Genomic DNA, 18,030 nt, shown 5'->3' on the forward strand with positions numbered 1-18,030 from the left:
CCCACCTCCTCCGGCCCCTGTTTTGGGGTTGTGTGGGGGGGGGGCCCCCCCCCGGGGGGGCGGGGGCGGGGTCTGGTCTGTTTCACCCCGGTTTCTAACTATGTGCCCGCGGGGGGCTTCCCCCCCCCCCCACAACCCACCAGAACATCCACGCTGCACAGCGCCCGCCACACATGCAATAATGCGAACAATTCGCATTTGCACAAACGATGAGCCCCGCGTCATCCTCCCTCCTCGCCACTTTGTTCCGCGACCACCACCACTGGTTGCTGGCACGGCTGTGCCGGCAGATGCGTTGCCGCTGGGATGCCGAAGACCTCACCGCCGAGACCTTCAGCCAGGTCGCAGCCTCGCGCACGCCGCTGACCAGCATCGATGAGCCGCGGGCGTTCCTGACCACCATTGCCAAGCGCCTGCTGTTCCACCTGCGTCGGCGCCGTGATCTGGAACAGGCCTGGCTGGAGCAGTTGCGGCACAGTCCTGAAGCGTTTTCGCCCTCGCCCGAGGAGCGTGCAGTGCTGCTGGAGACCGTGCTGCTGGTCGACCGCAGCATGCAGTCGCTGCCGGCACCGGCGCGCGCGGCCTTCCTCTACAGTCAGCTCGACGGCATGGGCCACGAGCAGATCGCACAACAGCTCGGCGTATCGGTACGCACGGTCGGTCGCTACCTGCGCCAAGCCTGGAGCTGCTGCCTGCACGACCTGCAGCACACGGGTCTGGCTCCATGAGCGGGCAAGCGGCGATGGACGCCGCCATCGACTGGATGGTGCTGTTGCAATCCGGCAGTGCCGGTGCGGACAGCGAACAGCAGCTGCAGCGCTGGCTCGACGCCTCGGCCGAACATCGCCAGACCTGGCAGCAGTTGCAGGAGATCCAGGGACGCTTCCAGCGCCTGCGCGAGGTTGCCCAGCGTCACCCCGGCCAGGATCAACAGGCGCGCGAACTGCTGCTGCGGCCGTCGCGGCGTGTCGCACTGCGCTCGCTGGCAGCCTTTGCATTCATCGCTGGCGGCGCTGCGCTGCTGGCCGACCGCAAGTTCCCGCTGCGCGAACTCAGCGCCGACCTGCGCACCGCCACCGGGCAACGCCGCCGCTTTGCAGTGGATGACGGCAGCACGCTCACGCTGGATGCGCGCAGCGCGATGGACCTGGACTTCGGCGCCAGCCAGCGCCAACTGTGGCTGCGGTGTGGGCGTGCATTGCTGGACATCGCCGCCGATCCTCGCCCCCTGCTGCTGCACAGCCTGCATGCCAAGCTCAGCCTGCTGCGCGGCAGGTTCATGGTGGAACGCTACGAAGCATCCACCCAGGTTGCCGCACTCAGCGATCACGTACTGATCGAGAACGAGTACGGCCACAGCCTGCGCCTGCTCGCCGGAGAAAGTGCCCGCATCGACGCCAGTGGCATCACCGCACTCGGCAGCAATCCGCCGCAACTGACCGATTGGCTGCACGGCCGGGTCAGCCTCGACAACGCGCCGCTGCAGGATCTGGTGGAACGTCTGCGCGCTTACCGCAGCGGCTTCCTGCGGGTGTCGCCAGAGGCCGCCGCGCTGCGCGTGCAAGGCGTGTTCGCGCTGGATGACAGCGATCGCACGCTCGCCGCGCTGGCCGAAACCCTGCCCTTGCTGATCCGTTCCTATGGCCCGGTCACCCTGATCGAAAAAAAATAGCGTGAGCGTGTCCGGTTTCTCGCCTTCGATACACATCCCTATCCGAAACCCTCTTTCGGAAGCCGTATCGATGTCCGCCTCCCCCTTGCTTCGCCCTTCCTGCCTTGCCCTGGCCTTGTCGCTGGCCTGTGCCGTTCCACTGGCCCACGCGCAAGCCGCAGCCGCTGATGCGGCAGTGCTCGACTACCAGATCGCCGCCGGCCCGCTAGGCGCCAGCCTCAACCGCATCGCCGCCAGCGCCGGCCGCACCTTGTCAGTGGACCCGGCCCTGCTGCAGGGCAAGCAGGCCAGGGCAGTGAATGGCCAGTACTCGGTCGAACAGGCCGCCGCCCAGGCGCTGCAGGGCAGCGGCCTGCAGCTGGCCACCACCGCCAGCGGCGCGCTGACCGTGCAGCGCGCGCCGGCCAATGGCGTGGAACGCATCGGCACGCTGCGGGTGCTGGGTGACCAGGGAAACCGAACCCAGCTGGGCGATGACAGCCGCAACCCAGCCGACACGCCTTACACATCCCCGCAGTCCGGCACGCACCTGTCACTGCAGCAGATCGAGCGTTCGCGCGGCACCCAGGCTGGCGACATCTTCAAGGGCGTGGCCGGCGTCATCAACGGCGACAACCGCAACTCCGGCGCGCTCGATCTGAACATCCGCGGCATGCAGGGCTTCAACCGCGTGCCGGTGCTGATCGACGGCAGCCAGCAGCAAGTCACCGTCTACCGCGGCTATGCCGGCGTGGCCGGGCGCAGCTATATCGACCCGGACATGATCGGAGGCATCGACATCCAGAAGGGCCCGACCGACGGTGCCGAAGGCGTCGGCGCCATCGGCGGCGTGGTCAGCATGCGCACCTTGAACGCCGAGGACATCATCACCGGCGACAAGGATTGGGGCATCCGCCTGAAGGGCGGTTTCAGCGACAACTCAACGTCCCCGCCACCGGCCTTCACCACCGGTGGCCTGCGCAATGGCGGTCGCTTCGTCACCGACTGCGGTGGCGGTGAGATCTGCAACCCCAAACCCCTGCCAACCGAATTTGCCGATGACACCGGCATGGACCGTCCATCCACCGGCAAGCCGACCGGCGGCAGCGGCAGCATCGCCGCCGCCAAACGCTGGGAGCACTTTGAAGTGGTGGGCGTGTTCGCGCGCCGCAAGACCGGCAACTATTTCGCCGGCGAAGGCGGTCCGGACGCGCCGCAGCCGATCTTCAGCAACGAGCGCGTCACCAACATCTTCGGCTGGTGGACCGACTACACCAACGTCAGCTTCAGCGGCCTCAACCGCTTCCGTGCCGGCGAAGAAGTACTCAACACCTCCGTCGACAACCAGTCCTGGTTGTTCAAGGCAACCTGGAAGCCCAGCCCCGACCAGGCGCTGGAAGTGGGCCGCATGAAGTACCAGAGCCGCTACGGCGAGCTGATGCCATCGGCCATCCTGCGTGGCGAGGGCGCGCTGCAATCCGCACTCAGCGATGTCGATGCCGACACCTGGACCGCGCGCTACCGCTGGCAGCCGGCCAACGAGCTGATCGACTTCAAGGCCAACGCCTGGCGTACCGCCCTGGACAACACCATCCGCAACGTCTACTCGTTCCCGACACTGCCGCCTGAGTACACCTATATCGAGACCACCTACCGCCAGGCCGAGCGCTGGGGAATCGACGCCACCAACACCTCGCGCTTCATCACCGCCTGGGGCGACGTCGCTTTGCAGTACGGCTTCACCCACGGCAAGGAAGACGTGCATCCGATCAGTGCCAAGCAGAGCTTCAGCAGCAACAACGCCAAGCGCGAGGAAAGCAGCCTGTTCGCCAGCGCCGAGTGGGTACCGACCGATTGGTTGAAGCTCGACGCCGCGGTACGCCACACCCGCTACAAGAGCTATGACCGCGAAGTCACCCGGGTACCGTCGCAGAGCCGCCCCATCACCTATACCGACGTCCATCTGCAGAACAAGGCCAGCGGCAATGCACCGATCGCGGCGATCACCTTCACCCCCTTCGAGGGCGTGCAGGTCTATGCCCGTTATGCAGAAGCGCTGCGCATGCCCGGGCTGTTCGAGACCAGCTCCGGCCCGGTTCCCAGCATGTTTGCAATGGATCTGCGCCCGGAGCACGCCAAGAACCGCGAGTACGGCATCAACCTGCTACGCGACGGCCTGTTCGCCGAGGGTGACCAGGCACGCCTGAAGCTGGCGTACTTCGACAACCACGTGAAGGATTACCTGACCCGCACCACCGTGCAATTGCAGGGCTGGGTGTCGGCACCAGTAATCGAGAATATCGACAACGCAGACTTCAAGGGCTACGAAATCACCGCCGAGTACCGCACGCCGCGCTTCTTCACTGAGCTGTCCGGCAGCTATTACACCCATACCAACTTCTGCCACAGCGACCGCGCCTATCCGACCAGGTCAGCAGCCTGCTATCCGGGCGGCGTCACCGACAGCTATGCCAGCAACCATGTCCCGCCGCGCGCCTCCGGTGCACTGACGCTGGGTACGCATCAGCTGGACCAGCGCCTGACCGCCGGTGGCCGGATCAGCTACACCGGCAACCGCCCGACCCTGCCGCGTGCCAGCAGCATCATTCCGGTAGTGGATTGGGGCTCCTACGTGCTGGTCGACGTGTTCGCCAACTACCGTATCAACGACCACATCGCACTCGACCTGAGCGTGGACAACCTCACCGACCGTTACTACATGGACGCGATGACGTTGGGCCTGATGCCCTCGCCGGGTCGCACCGTGCGCATGGGCTTCACCGTCAACTTCTGAGGAACCGCATATGTCCGCTTCCCCCATGCTGCTGGAAATCAGCCGCAGCCAACGTTTGAAAGCCGCCACCCACGGCACGCATGATCGTCTTGACCAACGCATCATGCGCGGCGAACCCTTCGCCTCGCTTGAGAACTACCGGCGCTTCCTGCGCGTGCAATACCGTTTCCATCGCGACCTGGCAGTGCTGTATTCGCTGCCGGCGCTGCAGGGCTTGTTGCCGGATCTGGCAGAGCGCCAGCGCTTGCAGGAACTGCAGCAGGACCTGCTCGATCTGGGTGAAGCCCTGCCTGCCGATGATCACGCAGCCCTGGACAGCGACATCGACCCGGCCACCGCGCTGGGTTGGCTGTACGTCGTCGAAGGCTCGAATCTCGGCGCTGCCATCCTGTTCAAGCTGGCAGCGAAGATCGGCCTGGATGCCAACCACGGCGCCCGCCACCTGGCCGGACACCCGGATGGCCGCGCGCGTCATTGGCGGCGTTTCACCGAAGCACTGGATGGCAACGCGCTGGATGCCGAGCAGGAGCAGCGCATGGTGGCCGGTGCCACCGCGGCGTTCCAGCGCGTGCATGGCTATGTCGAGCAGGCCTTTGCCGACTGAGATGGAAGCAACGCTGAGCACCGCTCCAGCCCCGCCACGGCGCAACCGCGCCGTGCGCGTGGGCTATCTGCTGCTGGGCATGTTGATGGTGGCACTGGGCATCATCGGCGCATTGCTGCCGGTGATGCCCACCACCATTTTCATGATCCTGGCCGCCGCCTGCTTCGGCCGCTCCTCGCCGCGCTTCGAACGCTGGTTGCTGCAGCACCCGCAGTTCGGCCCGCCATTGCGGCTGTGGCGTGAGCAGGGTGCGATGTCCAAGCGCGCCAAAGCGTTTGCCTGCGGTGGCATGGCGCTGGGCTTTGCCATGTTCTGGTATTTCGCGCACCCGTCGCCGCTGCTATGGCTGGCGGTTGCGGCCGGCATGGGTGGCTGTGCGCTGTATCTGCTGACCCGGCCGTTGCCGCGCGGCGTGGCCGACGTCCCGTCCCCGGAATCGGAAGAGCGCGGTATCCGCTCGATCGCTGCAACCGTCACCGTGTTGCTGCACATCGGTCTGTTCGCGTTGTTGCTGTGGAGCCGGGCGCCATCAATCGATCCTCCATTGATGGAGCCGGCCGAGCGCACGCAACTGGTGATGTTGCCGCCACGTGCACCGGAGCAGCCGCTGGAGGAGATCGTCGCGCCAACTCCTTCCGCTGCGGCCTCGGCGGAGAAACAGAAGCCGGAACCGCCGCGCCCGCTGCCGCTGTCGCCACCGCGCGCCGACGCCAACTGGGTGGTTCCACCGCCCGCGCCACCACAGCCGGTGCAGCAGGCGTTGGCCCCGCAACAACAGGAAGCTTCGGTCGCCGCCGCACCGCTGACCCCGCCGCTGCCACCCGGGCCAAGCGCAGCAAACCCCGGCAAGGACAGCTGGGAAGGCCGCGTGATGGCAAAGCTGGAGCGGCATCGCCGCTATCCAAATGCGGCGCGCGCGCGCCGCGAACAAGGCGTCGCCCACATCCGCGTCAGCCTCGCCCGTGATGGCTCGGTGCTGTCGTTGGCGTTGGAGCAGACCTCCGGTTCGGCCATGCTCGATCAGGCCGCACTGGATACATTCCGCCGCGCAGCACCATTGCCGGCGGTGCCAGAAGCACGCAAGGCGCCGCTGGAACTGTCGTTCCCGGTGGAGTTCTTCATCCGCTGAGGGGCCCCCGCGAAGCCCGCATTTGTGGGAGCGGCGTAAGCCGCGAAGCTCGTAGAGCGTCCGTTGCATTGCATCCTTTCCATCGCTGATACCTCTGCCGAGCATGGCTCGGCACTACAACCAGCCTTGCGCTGGTAGGAATGGCATACGCCGCGAAACCGAAAGTCCAACCGCCAAAAGCTCCGCCCTTCCCAAATCCCTTCAATCAGGTCTCACGCCAGTGGCATGCAAACAGACCTTCTTCATCCGTTTTGCCGACACGTAGGGAGCACATCTCTGGCTCAAGCAGACCTCCCTACAACACTTGTCTCCAGCTGCATGCCATGCCAGCCTTGCAAGCCGAAAACGGGGGTTGGAATGAAGCACGGACGCACCTTGTCATTGTCACGAGCTGGCCTTTGGCTGCTACTCGCCTGCCTGTGCTGGCCCGCGGCCAGCTGGGCCGCTATTGATCCAGTGAAACCCGGTGAAATCCCCGTGCTCAAACCTGGTGAAGCACTGATTCTGGCCGCCGTGGACACCAATATCGAGCTGGATTCGGTTCGCCTGAATCGCGATGGCAAAGTTTGGGGCGATGGTGTCATGTCGCGCCTGCAGGCCGGCCACAACTACCGTCTTTATGTCGCCAGCGCTGGACGCTATGTGTGGCGTGAGCTGCAGCCCTTCAATGGCTTTCGCTACCTGCTCAAGGATGAAGAAGAGCTGGCGTTCCAGGTCGATGCCGGCACCATTGTTTATCCGGGCGACCTGGTGTTCCGTCCCACTTCGATGTGGCGTGCCGACGTTCATCGCTCCAACCGCAGCCTGGCAGCGATGGACTGGCTGCAGCGCACCCATCCTGCGTTGTATGCACGCTTTGCTTTCACCTATGCCGGCCACTACTCGGACCCATTCCCGGCCTTTTACAAGGAACAGGCTGGAGCCAGGACCTTCCCGGCCGAGGTCGAGACGGCAGCGGCAGCGGCAGCCAAGAAGCCCGCAACGGACAAGGACAAGGACAAGGACAAGGACAAGCCTGCGATTGACCCCTATTGGCAGGACCCACAGATACTGGCCTCCAGCCTCAACCCTGCAGGCACCTTGTTCGCCATGCAGGTGCGCCAGGACGACAAGCATTGGGCGGTGGACATCATCGACCTCAAGTCCAGCATCCAGACCCGGCTGGGAAGCAGCGACATGCCGCTGGCCTCATTCCGCTGGGCCGACGATGAAACACTGCTCACCTCGGTGCGCCTGTCCAACGGCTTGAACCGGGTCTCCGTGCTGCATATCACTACCGCTGCCGACGGCAAACCGCGCTATGCCAGCTATATGGTTCCTGGCGAAGGCAAGGTATTGGATCTGTTGCCCGGCAAGCCCGGCTACATCCTGTTCGCAAGCAGGGCGCGCGATGGCAGGTTGATGGTCCACCCACTCCATGCCGCCAGCCAGATAGCCGTCGAGGACTTCCGCCCGCTGATGCGCACCCGCCTGAACACAGGCATCAACGATGACACCTGGTGGTTTGCCGATGGCGCCGGCGAGCTGCGTCTGGGCATTGTCCAGCGCGGCGAAGACTATGTGCTGGTACAGCGCCAAGCAGATGGATTCCGCGATGTCATGGTGCTGTCGGACGAGCTCGACTTCGACCCGATCGCGATCTCCGCGGATGCCAGCAGGATCTACGCGCTGACCGACGAGAAGCGCAGCCAGCGGGATCTTGTCGAATATGACGTGGCCACACGTTCGATCACACGCACCCTGTATTCGCAGCAGGGCACCGACGTGCAAGCGGCGATCTTCGACGACAAGCGCAACCCCATCGGCGTCGAGTTCTATCGTGATGGCCAATTGCTCTCGGATTATTTCCAGGACAACGATGCCCGCATTGGCAGGCAGCTGGGCAACGCTTTCCCGGGCCAGGCCGTGCAACTGGTCGGGCGCAGCCGTGACGGCAGCAGCATGGTCGTGGAGGTCGACGGTGCCGACGCACCCTCGCAGCTATACCACTTGGACACGCGCCAGAACCGCGCCTCATTGCTGGCGCAATCCTACCCATGGTTGGCGGACCGTACTTTCGCGCCCACCCAGGTACTGAAATTCAAATCCACCGATGGCCTGGACGTAGAGGCGTTCCTTACCCTGCCGCCAGGGCAACAGCCGCGCCCGCTGGTAGTTCTGCCCCATGGCGGCCCAATCGGCGTTGCCGACAGCCTGCACTTCGATCCTGAAGTGCAGTTCCTCGCCTCCCGCGGCTATGCCGTGCTGCGCGTCAACTTCCGTGGCTCGGAAGGCTATGGACGCGCCTTCCGTGAAGCGGGGCACCGCAACTACGGCACGCGCATCGAAGACGACATCGATGCGGCAATCAATGTTGCGCTGGCCAGCTACCCGCTTGATGCCTCACGGATGTGCGTGGTCGGCAGCAGCTACGGCGGTTACTCGGCGTTGGTCTCCGCCGTCCGTTGGCCGCAGCGTTTCCGTTGTGCGGTTTCCATCGCGGGCATCAGCGACCGCGCGTTGTTCTTCACCGCCAGTGATACCGCACGCAGCGAGAAGGGCCGGCAATTGGCCGAGAAAATGATGGGCAACCCGAACGAGGATGCCGCCGTGATTCGCGACACCTCCCCACTCTATCGCTATACCGAGCTGTCCATTCCGGTGATGCTTGCCCATGGCAGGGAGGACCAACGCGTGGACTTCGAGCACAGCCGACGCATTTCACGCATGTTGCGCCTGGCCGGGCGGCCACCGGTCGAACTGTATTTTGATGAGGAAGGCCATGGGGTGGTCGACCCGGCCAACCGCACCGCGTTGTGGAAGCGCGTTGGCGAGTTCCTGGACCAGTCCACCAGACAGTAGTTCCCCCCGGCAGAAGCGGCTGAACTGTTCGGCTGCAGACGCCGGGACTAGAATGTGGGCATGGACGCACTTACCTTCCGCAACGCCACAGCCGCCGATATCCCGGCCCTGATCGACCTGGTCACCTCTGCCTACCGTGGCGACGCCTCGCGCGTCGGCTGGACCACCGAAGCCGACATCCTTGATGGCCAGCGCATCGACGCGGCCGGCATCCAGGGCGATCTCGACCGTCCACGCAGCGTGATCCTGCTTGCTGAACAGGATGGCCAGCTGCAGGCCTGCTGCCACGTTGCCGACGAGAACGGCCACGGCTACTTCGGCATGTTCTCGGTCAGCCCTACTGCCCAAGGCGGTGGCATCGGCAAGCAGTTGATGCAGCGCGCGGAACAGCACGTGGCCGAGCAATGGCAGCTGCCGAGCATGCAGATGACGGTGATCGACTGCCGCGATGAACTGATTGCGTTCTACGAACGCCGCGGCTACGTGCGCACCGGCATCAAAAAGCCGTTCCCGTATGGCGATGAACGCTTCGGCATCCCCAAACGCGATGACCTGCAGTTCGAGATCCTGGAAAAGCTGCTCGGGGCCGCCGCATGAGCGAGACCTGGACCTTCATCTGTGCCAGCGAAGAACTGCTGCCGGGCGAACTGAAGACTGGCTTCGACGAAGTCACCGGCTCACCGATCGTCGTATTCAACCTGGACGGCGAGTTGTATGCGCTGGAAGACCAGTGCACGCACGAGGAGTTCGAGCTGTCCTCCGGCACCTTGGACCCGGACGAAGGCAGCATCGAATGCATCCTGCACGGTGCCCGCTTCGACATCCGCGACGGCCGTGCGCTGTGCGCCCCGGCCTATACGGCTGTGCCGAAGTTCCCGGTCAAGCGCGAACACGGCGCCATCTGGTCCCGCGACGACCGCGACTGAGCCAGACCGCTTTCATGGGAGCTGCGGCAGCGGCTCCCCCTCTGCCAGTTCCAGCACAACACGCCAGCCGCATCCGCCGCGACGGTTCGCGGCACAGCCAAATCTGACAATCCTGTCATCGATAGGCTGACTGCCAACAGCTATATACCCCCACACCGCCCCCGGATGAGGACCTGTACCCATGAAAGGCACGGCTGTCCTAGGCACATTAGCATTGCAAACGCAAACAATTCTCAATAAGATGCGCATCTATCGCGATAACGCGAAATTAACGGCCCGCGTCTTTCCCCCATGCACTCCCCGTCCACCAAGGCTCAAAAGCTGACTGCCGCCACCGTGCGGCGGCGCCTGCCTTGGTTGATGCTGGTGTTCGGCATGTTGCTGGTCTGGGCCGTCACGCTCCAGGCCAAGGCTGTGGTTACCGTCCCGGTGGCGATGGAAGGTTTCCAGCAAATTCTGGTTTCGCCTGAGCCCGGCCATCCGCAGCAACCACTGCAGATGACGGCGATAAGCGAATCCGGCGGTGAGACCTCGCGCGTCAGCAAGCAGCGCCCTGCGCCGATGCTGTCCAGCCCGGTCCAGCTTGTTCCAGTTACACCCAGCCACGTATTTCTGACTGCCGCCAGCGACACACTGCTGCAGCACGCGGTTGAACGTGCCCAGCGCTATCCGCTGGCACCTTATCTGCTGCTCAATCCCGGCCACGCCCCGCCGCGTACCCACGCCGCCTAAGCAGCATCAGGTGACCCTGCGCGTTCTGCGCGCGTCGCCTTCGATACCTCCGCTTTTCACTTTCGCCCGCGGTGCCATCGGCCCGCCAGGCAAACCTGTTCCTTTTTCTCCCGGATATACCCGTCCATGACCCACATCAAGACCCGCAAGTACGCTCCGCGCGCCACCATGCTCGCTACCGCCACCCTGGCCGCCGGCTTCTCGCCGCTGACCGCCTTCGCTGCCGAAGGTGACGCCGACTCGGCCAAGAACAAGGCCACCGATCTGGACCAGGTGCAGGTACGCGGCAGCTGGTTCGCGCCGTCCTCGCCGAAGTTCACCGCTGAACTGCTGGATACGCCGAAATCGGTGGCCGTGGTCACCGAGAAGACCATCCAGGAAATCGGCGCGACCAACCTGGTCGACGCATTGCGAATGGTTCCGGGCATCACCTTCGGTGCCGGCGAAGGTGGCAACTCCACCGGAGACCGTCCATTCCTGCGTGGCTTCGACGGCCAGAGCAACATGTTCGTCGATGGCCTGCGCGACGTTGGTACGCAGACCCGCGAAGTGTTCAACCTGGAGCAGCTGGAAGTGGTCAAGGGCCCGAGCTCGGCCTACGGCGGCCGTGATTCCGGCGGCGGCAGCATCAACCTGGTCAGCAAGACCCCGAAGCTGAAGAACGAGACCAGTGCCAGCATGGGCATTGGCACCGACAGCTATGCGCGCGGCACCGTGGACGCCAACTATGTGCTCGGCGACGGCATCGCTGCGCGTTTGAACCTGCTCAAGCACGAGTCCGACATCGCCGGACGTGATGTTGCGAACGTCAGCCGTTGGGGTATCGCGCCGTCCATCGCGTTCGGCCTGAACGGCCCGCTGCAGCTGATCGCCAGCCACTACCACCTGGAAACCGACGACATGCCTGACGCAGGCGGCTTCCCGTACGGCGACCCGGCCACCAAGACCACCGTTGGCGCACCGTTGGTTCCGAACCGCAACAACTACTACGGCCTGATTGACCGCGACTTCCAGCGTACCCGCGCCGACATCAGCACCCTGGACGCCAGCTACTCGTTCGGCGAGCACAAGCTGCGCAACATCGCGCGCCTGGGCAACACCAGCAATGACTACCTGTGGACCCAGCCGGACGACAGCAAGAACAACCCGAACCTGTACGGCACCTTGTGGCGTCGTACCAACAACCGTGCGATCGACACCAAGACCTTCGCCGACCAGCTGAGCCTGACCGGTGCGTTCCAGACCGGTGGCCTGAAGCACAGCTACAGCGCCGGTGTTGAGTACAGCGAAGAAAAGAGCAGCAAGGGCAGCTACGTGATCGGCGGCGCCGGCACCAACAACCCGATCGGCAACAACCAGGTCTGCAAGACCACCGGCGCGGCGACCGGCTACAACTGCACCGATTTCTACAACCCGAACCCGAAGGATCCGTGGGCGGCCACCCACCCGGTGACCCGCAGCAACAAGGCCCTGGATATCGAGCAGACCACCAAGACCAAGTCGGTGTATGCGTTCGACACCATCGAGTTCAGCGAAAAGTGGCTGGTCAACCTCGGCCTGCGCTGGGATGACTACGACACCGAGCAGGTCACCCCGATCGTCAACAGTGCTCCGACTGTGCTGCGCAACAGCGACGGCTTCCTGAACTACCAGGCTGGCGTGGTATTCAAGCCGACCGCCAATGGCAGCATCTACCTGTCCTACGGCACCTCCTCGACCCCGCCGGGCATGGACAGCGGTGAAGGCAATGACTCGATCAGCGCCGCCATCCAGAACCTGAAGCCGCAGGAAACCAAGAACTACGAGTTGGGCACCAAGTGGGACCTGCTCGACAAGCGCCTGAACCTGACCGCTGCCATCTTCCACACCGAGATGAGCAACGCTCGTGTCACGGTTGACTCCGGCAACACCGAGAACGCAGGCAAGAAGGCGATCAATGGCCTGGAGCTGGGCGTCACCGGTCAGATCACCGACAGTTGGAACGTCTCTGCCGGCTACACCTACATGGACTCCGAGCTGAAGGACAACGGCTTCGTCTGCGGCGTCACCGTGCCGCGCGGCCAGCCTTGCCCGGCAGGCAAGTACATCGTCTCGCCGAACAACGGCAATGTGTTCCCGAACACCCCGAAACACGCCGCGACCTTGTGGACCACCTATGTGCTGCCGTTCGGCCTGACCATCGGCGGTGGCGCCAGCTACGTCGACAAGCAGTACGGCGACGCGGCCAACACCAAGTGGATCCCGAGCTACACCCGTTGGGACGCCATGATCGGTTACGCCATCCAGGACAACATCAGCCTGCAGTTGAACGTGCAGAACCTGACCGACAAGATCTACTTCACCAAGGCCTATGCCTCGCATTACGCGAGCATCGCCCCGGGCCGCGCAGCCACGCTGGCACTGAACGTCAAGTTCTGATCCAGGCATGACCAGCAACGGCGGCAGGTGCGAACCTGCCGCCGTTGTGCTTTTCGTCGCTGCCGTGGCAGGCGACGGCAGTCCCCGGCAATAGCTACCATCAGCAATCAAACGCCGATCAACGTCGGTCACAGGCAGGACCATGTCCAACTCCCTTCCAAGCGATGCCGATGCATTGGCACGGCAACTGCGGAACGACCCACAAGGCACGTTCGCACAGATCCGTGGGGCTGCGCTTAGCGGCCAGCTGGACGCACAGCTGCTGCTGGCCCAGCTCTACATCGAAGGCAAGGGCGTGGCGCGCGATGAACAAGCCGCATTGCTCTGGTACGAAACGGCCGCCAACAACGGCAGCGCACTGGCCATGAACATGCTCGGCCGCTGCCATGAGCTGGGCCAGGGCTGTGCACCTGACGCGACGCTGGCTGCGGTCTGGTACCGCAATGCTGCCGAAGCCGGCCTGGACTGGGGCATGTACAACCATGCCAACCTGCTTGCCACCGGGCGCGGCGTGCCGCAGGACCGGGCCAAGGCGCTGGCGCTCTACACCCAGGCCGCCCACATGGGCCATGCCAAATCGATGAACCTGCTGGCACGGCATCTGGAAGACGGGCTGGATATCGAACGCGATCCGCAGGCGGCACTGGCTTGGTATCAGCGTTCGGCCGAAGCCGGCGATTTCCGCGGCCAGGCCAACCTCGCCTCCATCCTGCTGCAGCAGGGCCAGATCGAACAGGCGGTGCATTGGCTACGGCTGGCACTTGCCAACGGCAGTCCAGCCTTCATGGCGCATATCGTGCCGGAACTGGCCGCCTCTCCCCATCCGCAGATCCGTGCACTGGTCGCCTGAGCCAGGCCCTGAGGAACTCCCATGCTGCTGCATATCCCCAACGTACTCAGCCCGGAACAAGTCGCCCTGTTCCGCCAGAAACTGGATGTGGCCGACTGGACCGACGGCCGCGAAACCGTGGGCCATCTCGGCACCCACGCCAAGCGCAACGAGCAGCTGCCGGAGAACTCCGCGCTGCGTCGCGAACTGGGCGAAACCGTGCTGCTGGCGCTGGCCAGCAACCCCTCTTTCTTCAGCGCGGCGTTGCCGTTGAAATATCTGCCACCGCGCTTCAACCGTTACAGCGGCGGCGGCACCTACGGCTTTCATGTCGATGGTTCGGTGATGAACCTGGGCCAGGGCGAGCAGCTGCGCTCGGATGTGTCCTGCACTCTTTTCCTGTGCGAGCCGGAAGAATATGAAGGCGGCGAGCTGATCATCGCCGACACCTATGGCGAGCACGAAGTAAAGCTGCCGGCCGGTGACCTGGTGGTTTATCCGTCCAGCAGCCTGCACAAGGTGCAGGCGGTGACGCGCGGCGCGCGCCTGGCCTCGTTCTTCTGGGTGCAGAGCATGATCCGTGACGAGGCCCACCGACGCCTGCTGTGGGAAATGGACACCTCCATCCAGCAGCTGACCCAGGACTACCCACAGCACCCTTCACTGGTCAGCCTGACCGGGATCTACCACAACCTGCTGCGGCAATGGGCTGAGACCTGAGTAACGGAACACCAGTTCTTCTTCAGCCCCGACCTCCGACCTGCCCGAACCTCGATCAGGATCGTAGCCCGGGTAAGCGCGGCGCACCCGGGGCAACTGGCGGAGAGGCCGAAGACCCGGCAGACCCCGGATCCCGGATGCGCCACGCTTACCCGGGCTACAGAACCACGGCGGCTTTCACTCCATGCCGATCAGGACTTGATATCCGTCAAGTTGGTATCAATTCTCATTTGCAAAAGTTAACGAATCGTATCTACAATGCCGCACCGCGAACGTCGGCCCATCTCGCCGCGTCCGCAATCCGGAGATACGCATGCAACAACCACAGCGCCAGCACGCACAGAACAACGCCGTTTCCGGCGCTGTCAGCCTGCGTCCGCTGGCTTTGTGCATGTTGCTGCTGTTGTCGCTGCTGGCTGCGCTTTGCCAGAGTGGCACCCAGTTCTCCCGGCTCGGCCTGGCTCAGAACGGCCACGCCTCTACGCCGTCCGAAGAACGTCAAGGCGGCGAACGCCACCTGGAAGAAGAAAGCCCGGCCAAGCTGCGCCGTGTCGCTCAGCTGCGCGCACCACGCGCAGTCCAGCCCCAGCCCGATGTGCAGCAGCTGCTGTCTGCAGCGGACGACGCTGCCCCCATCCGCACGGTCATCCCGGCATCCACGCCGATCATTGCCCATGCACTGGCCAGCCCACGCCAACAGCGCGGGCAAGCGCCACCGTTGAGCTGACGCTCCGCACGTAGTCGTTTCCGTTTCACCCCTCTCTTCTTCCAGCTCGTCCCTGCACGCGTACGCGCCTGCGGTGACGACGGCTGCAACCTGCATTCCTTGATCGAGGTATTCCCATGGCCCTGCGCCAGCGTCACCGTGTGTCCGTTTCCCGCCATCTGCTCAGCCTCGCCGTACTCGGCGCCATCAGCGCCAGCGCCCATGCCAACGGCAGCGGTGCTCCCACCACGCTGGACAAGGTCGTCGTCACCGCCAGCGGCTTCGAGCAGAAGATCACCGACGCGCCGGCCAGCATCAGCGTGGTCAGCCGCGAGGAACTGGCGCTGCGTCCCTACACCAGCCTGGTCGACGCACTGCGTGACGTGGAGGGCATCGACGTCGGCATGGAAACCACCGACAAGAACGGCCGCGCCACCATCTCCATGCGCGGCATGCCGTCCGAGTACACGCTGGTACTGATCGATGGTCGTCGCCAGAGCAACGTTGGCAACCTGTACCCGAACAACTTCGGCGGTGGTCAGTTCGCCTATATGCCGCCGTTGGACGCTATCGACCGCATCGAAGTTGTTCGCGGGCCGATGTCGACCCTGTACGGTGCCGACGCCATGGGCGGCGTGATCAACATCATCACCCGTCGCAACCAGAGCGAATGGCATGGCTCAGTGACACAGGGCTTCACCATGCAGCAGGAAGATGCCTTCGGCGATGCGCGTACCACCGACGTCTACCTGAGCGGCCCGCTGATCAAGGACCGCCTCGGCATGAGCGTGCGCGGCAGCTGGTATGACATCGACGAATCAAGCCCGGAATGGGACTCGCTGCCGCTGCCCGATGGCAGCCAGTGGGAACGCGCACTTGGCTTTGGCGGCGGCGGCAAGGCCGTGGCCAACACCAACTGGAACAGTGGCATCCGCCTGAACTTCAAGGCCAGCGACAACCACGACCTGTGGTTGGACTACGACGTCTCGCGCCAGAAGTACGACAACAGCAAGGGCCAGACCGGCACCCTGGACAGCGCCGCAAGCCTGTGGCGCAGCGGCGTGGCCACCATCCCCAACGGCAGCGGTGGCACCACCACCCGCCGCGTGGTGCAGCCGCGTGTGGGCTATACCGCTTACCAACGCTATGAGCTGGACCAACTGGCACTGACCCATCAGGGCCGCTACGACTTCGGCACGTGGCAGACCAGCCTGTCGCGCACCCAGAGCAACAACCTGGGCCGCTCGTTGCCGTTGACCCTGGACGAGCGCGCCGACCTGCAGACCCTGTGGAACGATGTCTGCCGTCGTCGCGGCCAGGCCGCCAACTGCAATATGGCCAGCGGCAACCTGTCGGTGCTCAATGACGCCGAGCGCGCACGCCTGCAGGCGTTCCTGCCGCGCCCGCTGCGTACCATGGAACTGGACGCGATGGTGCTGGACACCATGCTCGACCTCAGCTTCGGCGCACACAAGGTCACCGTGGGCGGCCAGTACAACAACACCGACATGACCGATGGCGTGTTCGGCATGGACGGCAACGGCTACCGCGACAACGTCAAGCAGAAGCACCGCACCTGGTCGGTGTTCGCCGAGGACAACTGGGCGTTCACTGACACGCTCACCGCCACGCTCGGCCTGCGCTATGACCACCACAACATCTTCGGCAGCCATGTCAGCCCGCGCGCCTACCTGGTGTGGAACGCCAGCGATGCCTGGACCGTCAAGGGCGGCGTCAGCACCGGCTACAAGACCCCGCGTCCGGACCAGCTGTTCCCGGGTGTCACCGGCTTTGGTGGCCAGGGCGTGATCCCGTTTGTCGGCTCGCCGCACCTGAAGCCGGAAACCAGCACCAACTATGAGATCGCCACGTACTACGACGGCGGCCACTGGGGCTTCAATGCTACCGCCTTCCTCAACCGCTTCGAAGACAAGATCGCCAGCGGTGGCAGCTTCGCCAACTGCGAAGTGGCACCTGCCAACAGCGGCTACTGCATTGACGTGGGCCCGGGCTGGGCGGCGCTTGGGTACAGCGTTTTCAGCCAGAGCGTGAACCTGGACAAGGCCGAGACCCGCGGCGTTGAACTGGCCAGCCACGTCGACCTGCTGGACAACCTGCAGCTGCGCGGCAACTACACCTACACCAAGAGCGAGCAGACCAGCGGCGCCACCAAGGGCCAGCCGATCGCCGGCAACCCGGCCAAGCACATGGCCAATGCCAGCTTGAACTGGCAGCTCAACGACGCCATCAGCCTCAGCCTGATCGGTGAAGGCCGCTACGACCGCTACCGCGACACCCTGCTCTCCAACGTGGGCGGCGTCACCAGCTCGACTGTGCGTTATTACGAGGACTACACCACCTTCCACCTGGGTGGCAGCTGGAAGCTCAACGATTGGCTGACGGTCAATGCACGCGTCAACAACCTGTTCGACAAGGATTTCGTCTCGCAGTCCTGCGTGCTGACCTCGCCCAGCGAGTACAGCTGCGTTGACGACTACGCGGTGAAGGAACAGCGCCGCAGTTACTGGCTGTCGCTCAACGCGAAGTTCTGATTGGCGAAACGCTCAGAAATGCCGAAGCGGAGCGGAGATCGGCCCCCTCCCTTGTGCGCAGCACAGGGGAGGGCTGGGGAGGGGTAGCTTTTGGCTTCCGAACTCCCCTCTGTCAACGCCGCATGTAC

General features: G+C 64.3%; 14 protein-coding genes. All 14 read left to right on the plus strand.

The window, feature by feature from the left end; genetic code table 11:
* The first annotated feature begins 209 nt into the window (after positions 1–209).
* The 14 genes from ACVOMF_RS13185 to ACVOMF_RS13250 all read left to right on the plus strand — a co-directional run bounded on the left by ACVOMF_RS13185 (position 210) and on the right by ACVOMF_RS13250 (position 17,902).
* A complete protein-coding gene (locus ACVOMF_RS13185; protein ID WP_481509708.1) occupies positions 210–728 on the plus strand; it encodes a sigma-70 family RNA polymerase sigma factor in 519 nt (172 codons plus the stop codon).
* Positions 725–1,672, plus strand: a complete 948-nt coding sequence (locus ACVOMF_RS13190; protein WP_481509709.1) for a FecR family protein — start codon at positions 725–727, stop codon at positions 1,670–1,672. Before ACVOMF_RS13185 ends, ACVOMF_RS13190 begins: the two co-directional genes overlap by 4 nt.
* Positions 1,673–1,742: 70 nt before the next feature.
* Positions 1,743–4,445 carry a TonB-dependent receptor gene (locus ACVOMF_RS13195; protein WP_481509710.1) on the plus strand — a complete coding sequence of 901 codons (2,703 nt, stop codon included), beginning with the start codon at positions 1,743–1,745 and terminating at the stop codon, positions 4,443–4,445.
* A gap of 10 nt (positions 4,446–4,455) precedes the next feature.
* A complete protein-coding gene (locus ACVOMF_RS13200) occupies positions 4,456–5,049 on the plus strand; it encodes a biliverdin-producing heme oxygenase (protein ID WP_481509711.1) in 594 nt (197 codons plus the stop codon).
* A gap of 1 nt (position 5,050) precedes the next feature.
* Positions 5,051–6,178, plus strand: coding sequence for a TonB family protein (locus ACVOMF_RS13205; protein ID WP_481509712.1), 1,128 nt, complete (start codon positions 5,051–5,053; stop codon positions 6,176–6,178).
* A gap of 477 nt (positions 6,179–6,655) precedes the next feature.
* Positions 6,656–9,019, plus strand: coding sequence for an alpha/beta hydrolase family protein (locus ACVOMF_RS13210; protein WP_481509713.1), 2,364 nt, complete (start codon positions 6,656–6,658; stop codon positions 9,017–9,019).
* A gap of 60 nt (positions 9,020–9,079) precedes the next feature.
* On the plus strand, positions 9,080–9,616 hold the full coding sequence (locus tag ACVOMF_RS13215) for a GNAT family N-acetyltransferase (RefSeq protein WP_481509714.1): 537 nt from the start codon (positions 9,080–9,082) through the stop codon (positions 9,614–9,616).
* Positions 9,613–9,945: a non-heme iron oxygenase ferredoxin subunit gene (locus ACVOMF_RS13220; protein ID WP_481509715.1), complete on the plus strand. Its 333-nt coding sequence runs from the start codon at positions 9,613–9,615 to the stop codon at positions 9,943–9,945. Before ACVOMF_RS13215 ends, ACVOMF_RS13220 begins: the two co-directional genes overlap by 4 nt.
* A 291-nt stretch (positions 9,946–10,236) precedes the next feature.
* Entirely contained in the window at positions 10,237–10,677 is a 441-nt protein-coding gene (locus ACVOMF_RS13225; protein WP_481509716.1) for a hypothetical protein, read from the plus strand.
* A gap of 126 nt (positions 10,678–10,803) precedes the next feature.
* On the plus strand, positions 10,804–13,095 hold the full coding sequence (locus ACVOMF_RS13230; RefSeq protein WP_481509717.1) for a TonB-dependent receptor: 2,292 nt from the start codon (positions 10,804–10,806) through the stop codon (positions 13,093–13,095).
* Positions 13,096–13,237: 142 nt separating this feature from the next.
* Entirely contained in the window at positions 13,238–13,945 is a 708-nt protein-coding gene (locus ACVOMF_RS13235; RefSeq protein ID WP_481509718.1) for a tetratricopeptide repeat protein, read from the plus strand.
* 21 nt (positions 13,946–13,966) lie between these two features.
* Complete coding sequence (locus tag ACVOMF_RS13240) at positions 13,967–14,644, plus strand: Fe2+-dependent dioxygenase (protein ID WP_481509719.1); 678 nt, start codon at positions 13,967–13,969, stop codon at positions 14,642–14,644.
* A 313-nt stretch (positions 14,645–14,957) separates the two neighbouring features.
* Entirely contained in the window at positions 14,958–15,371 is a 414-nt protein-coding gene (locus ACVOMF_RS13245) for a hypothetical protein (RefSeq protein ID WP_481509720.1), read from the plus strand.
* Positions 15,372–15,487: 116 nt separating this feature from the next.
* Positions 15,488–17,902, plus strand: coding sequence for a TonB-dependent receptor domain-containing protein (locus tag ACVOMF_RS13250; RefSeq protein ID WP_481509721.1), 2,415 nt, complete (start codon positions 15,488–15,490; stop codon positions 17,900–17,902).
* Positions 17,903–18,030: the final 128 nt, after the last annotated feature.

It is taken from the genome of Stenotrophomonas sp. STEN022, from assembly GCF_056760155.1.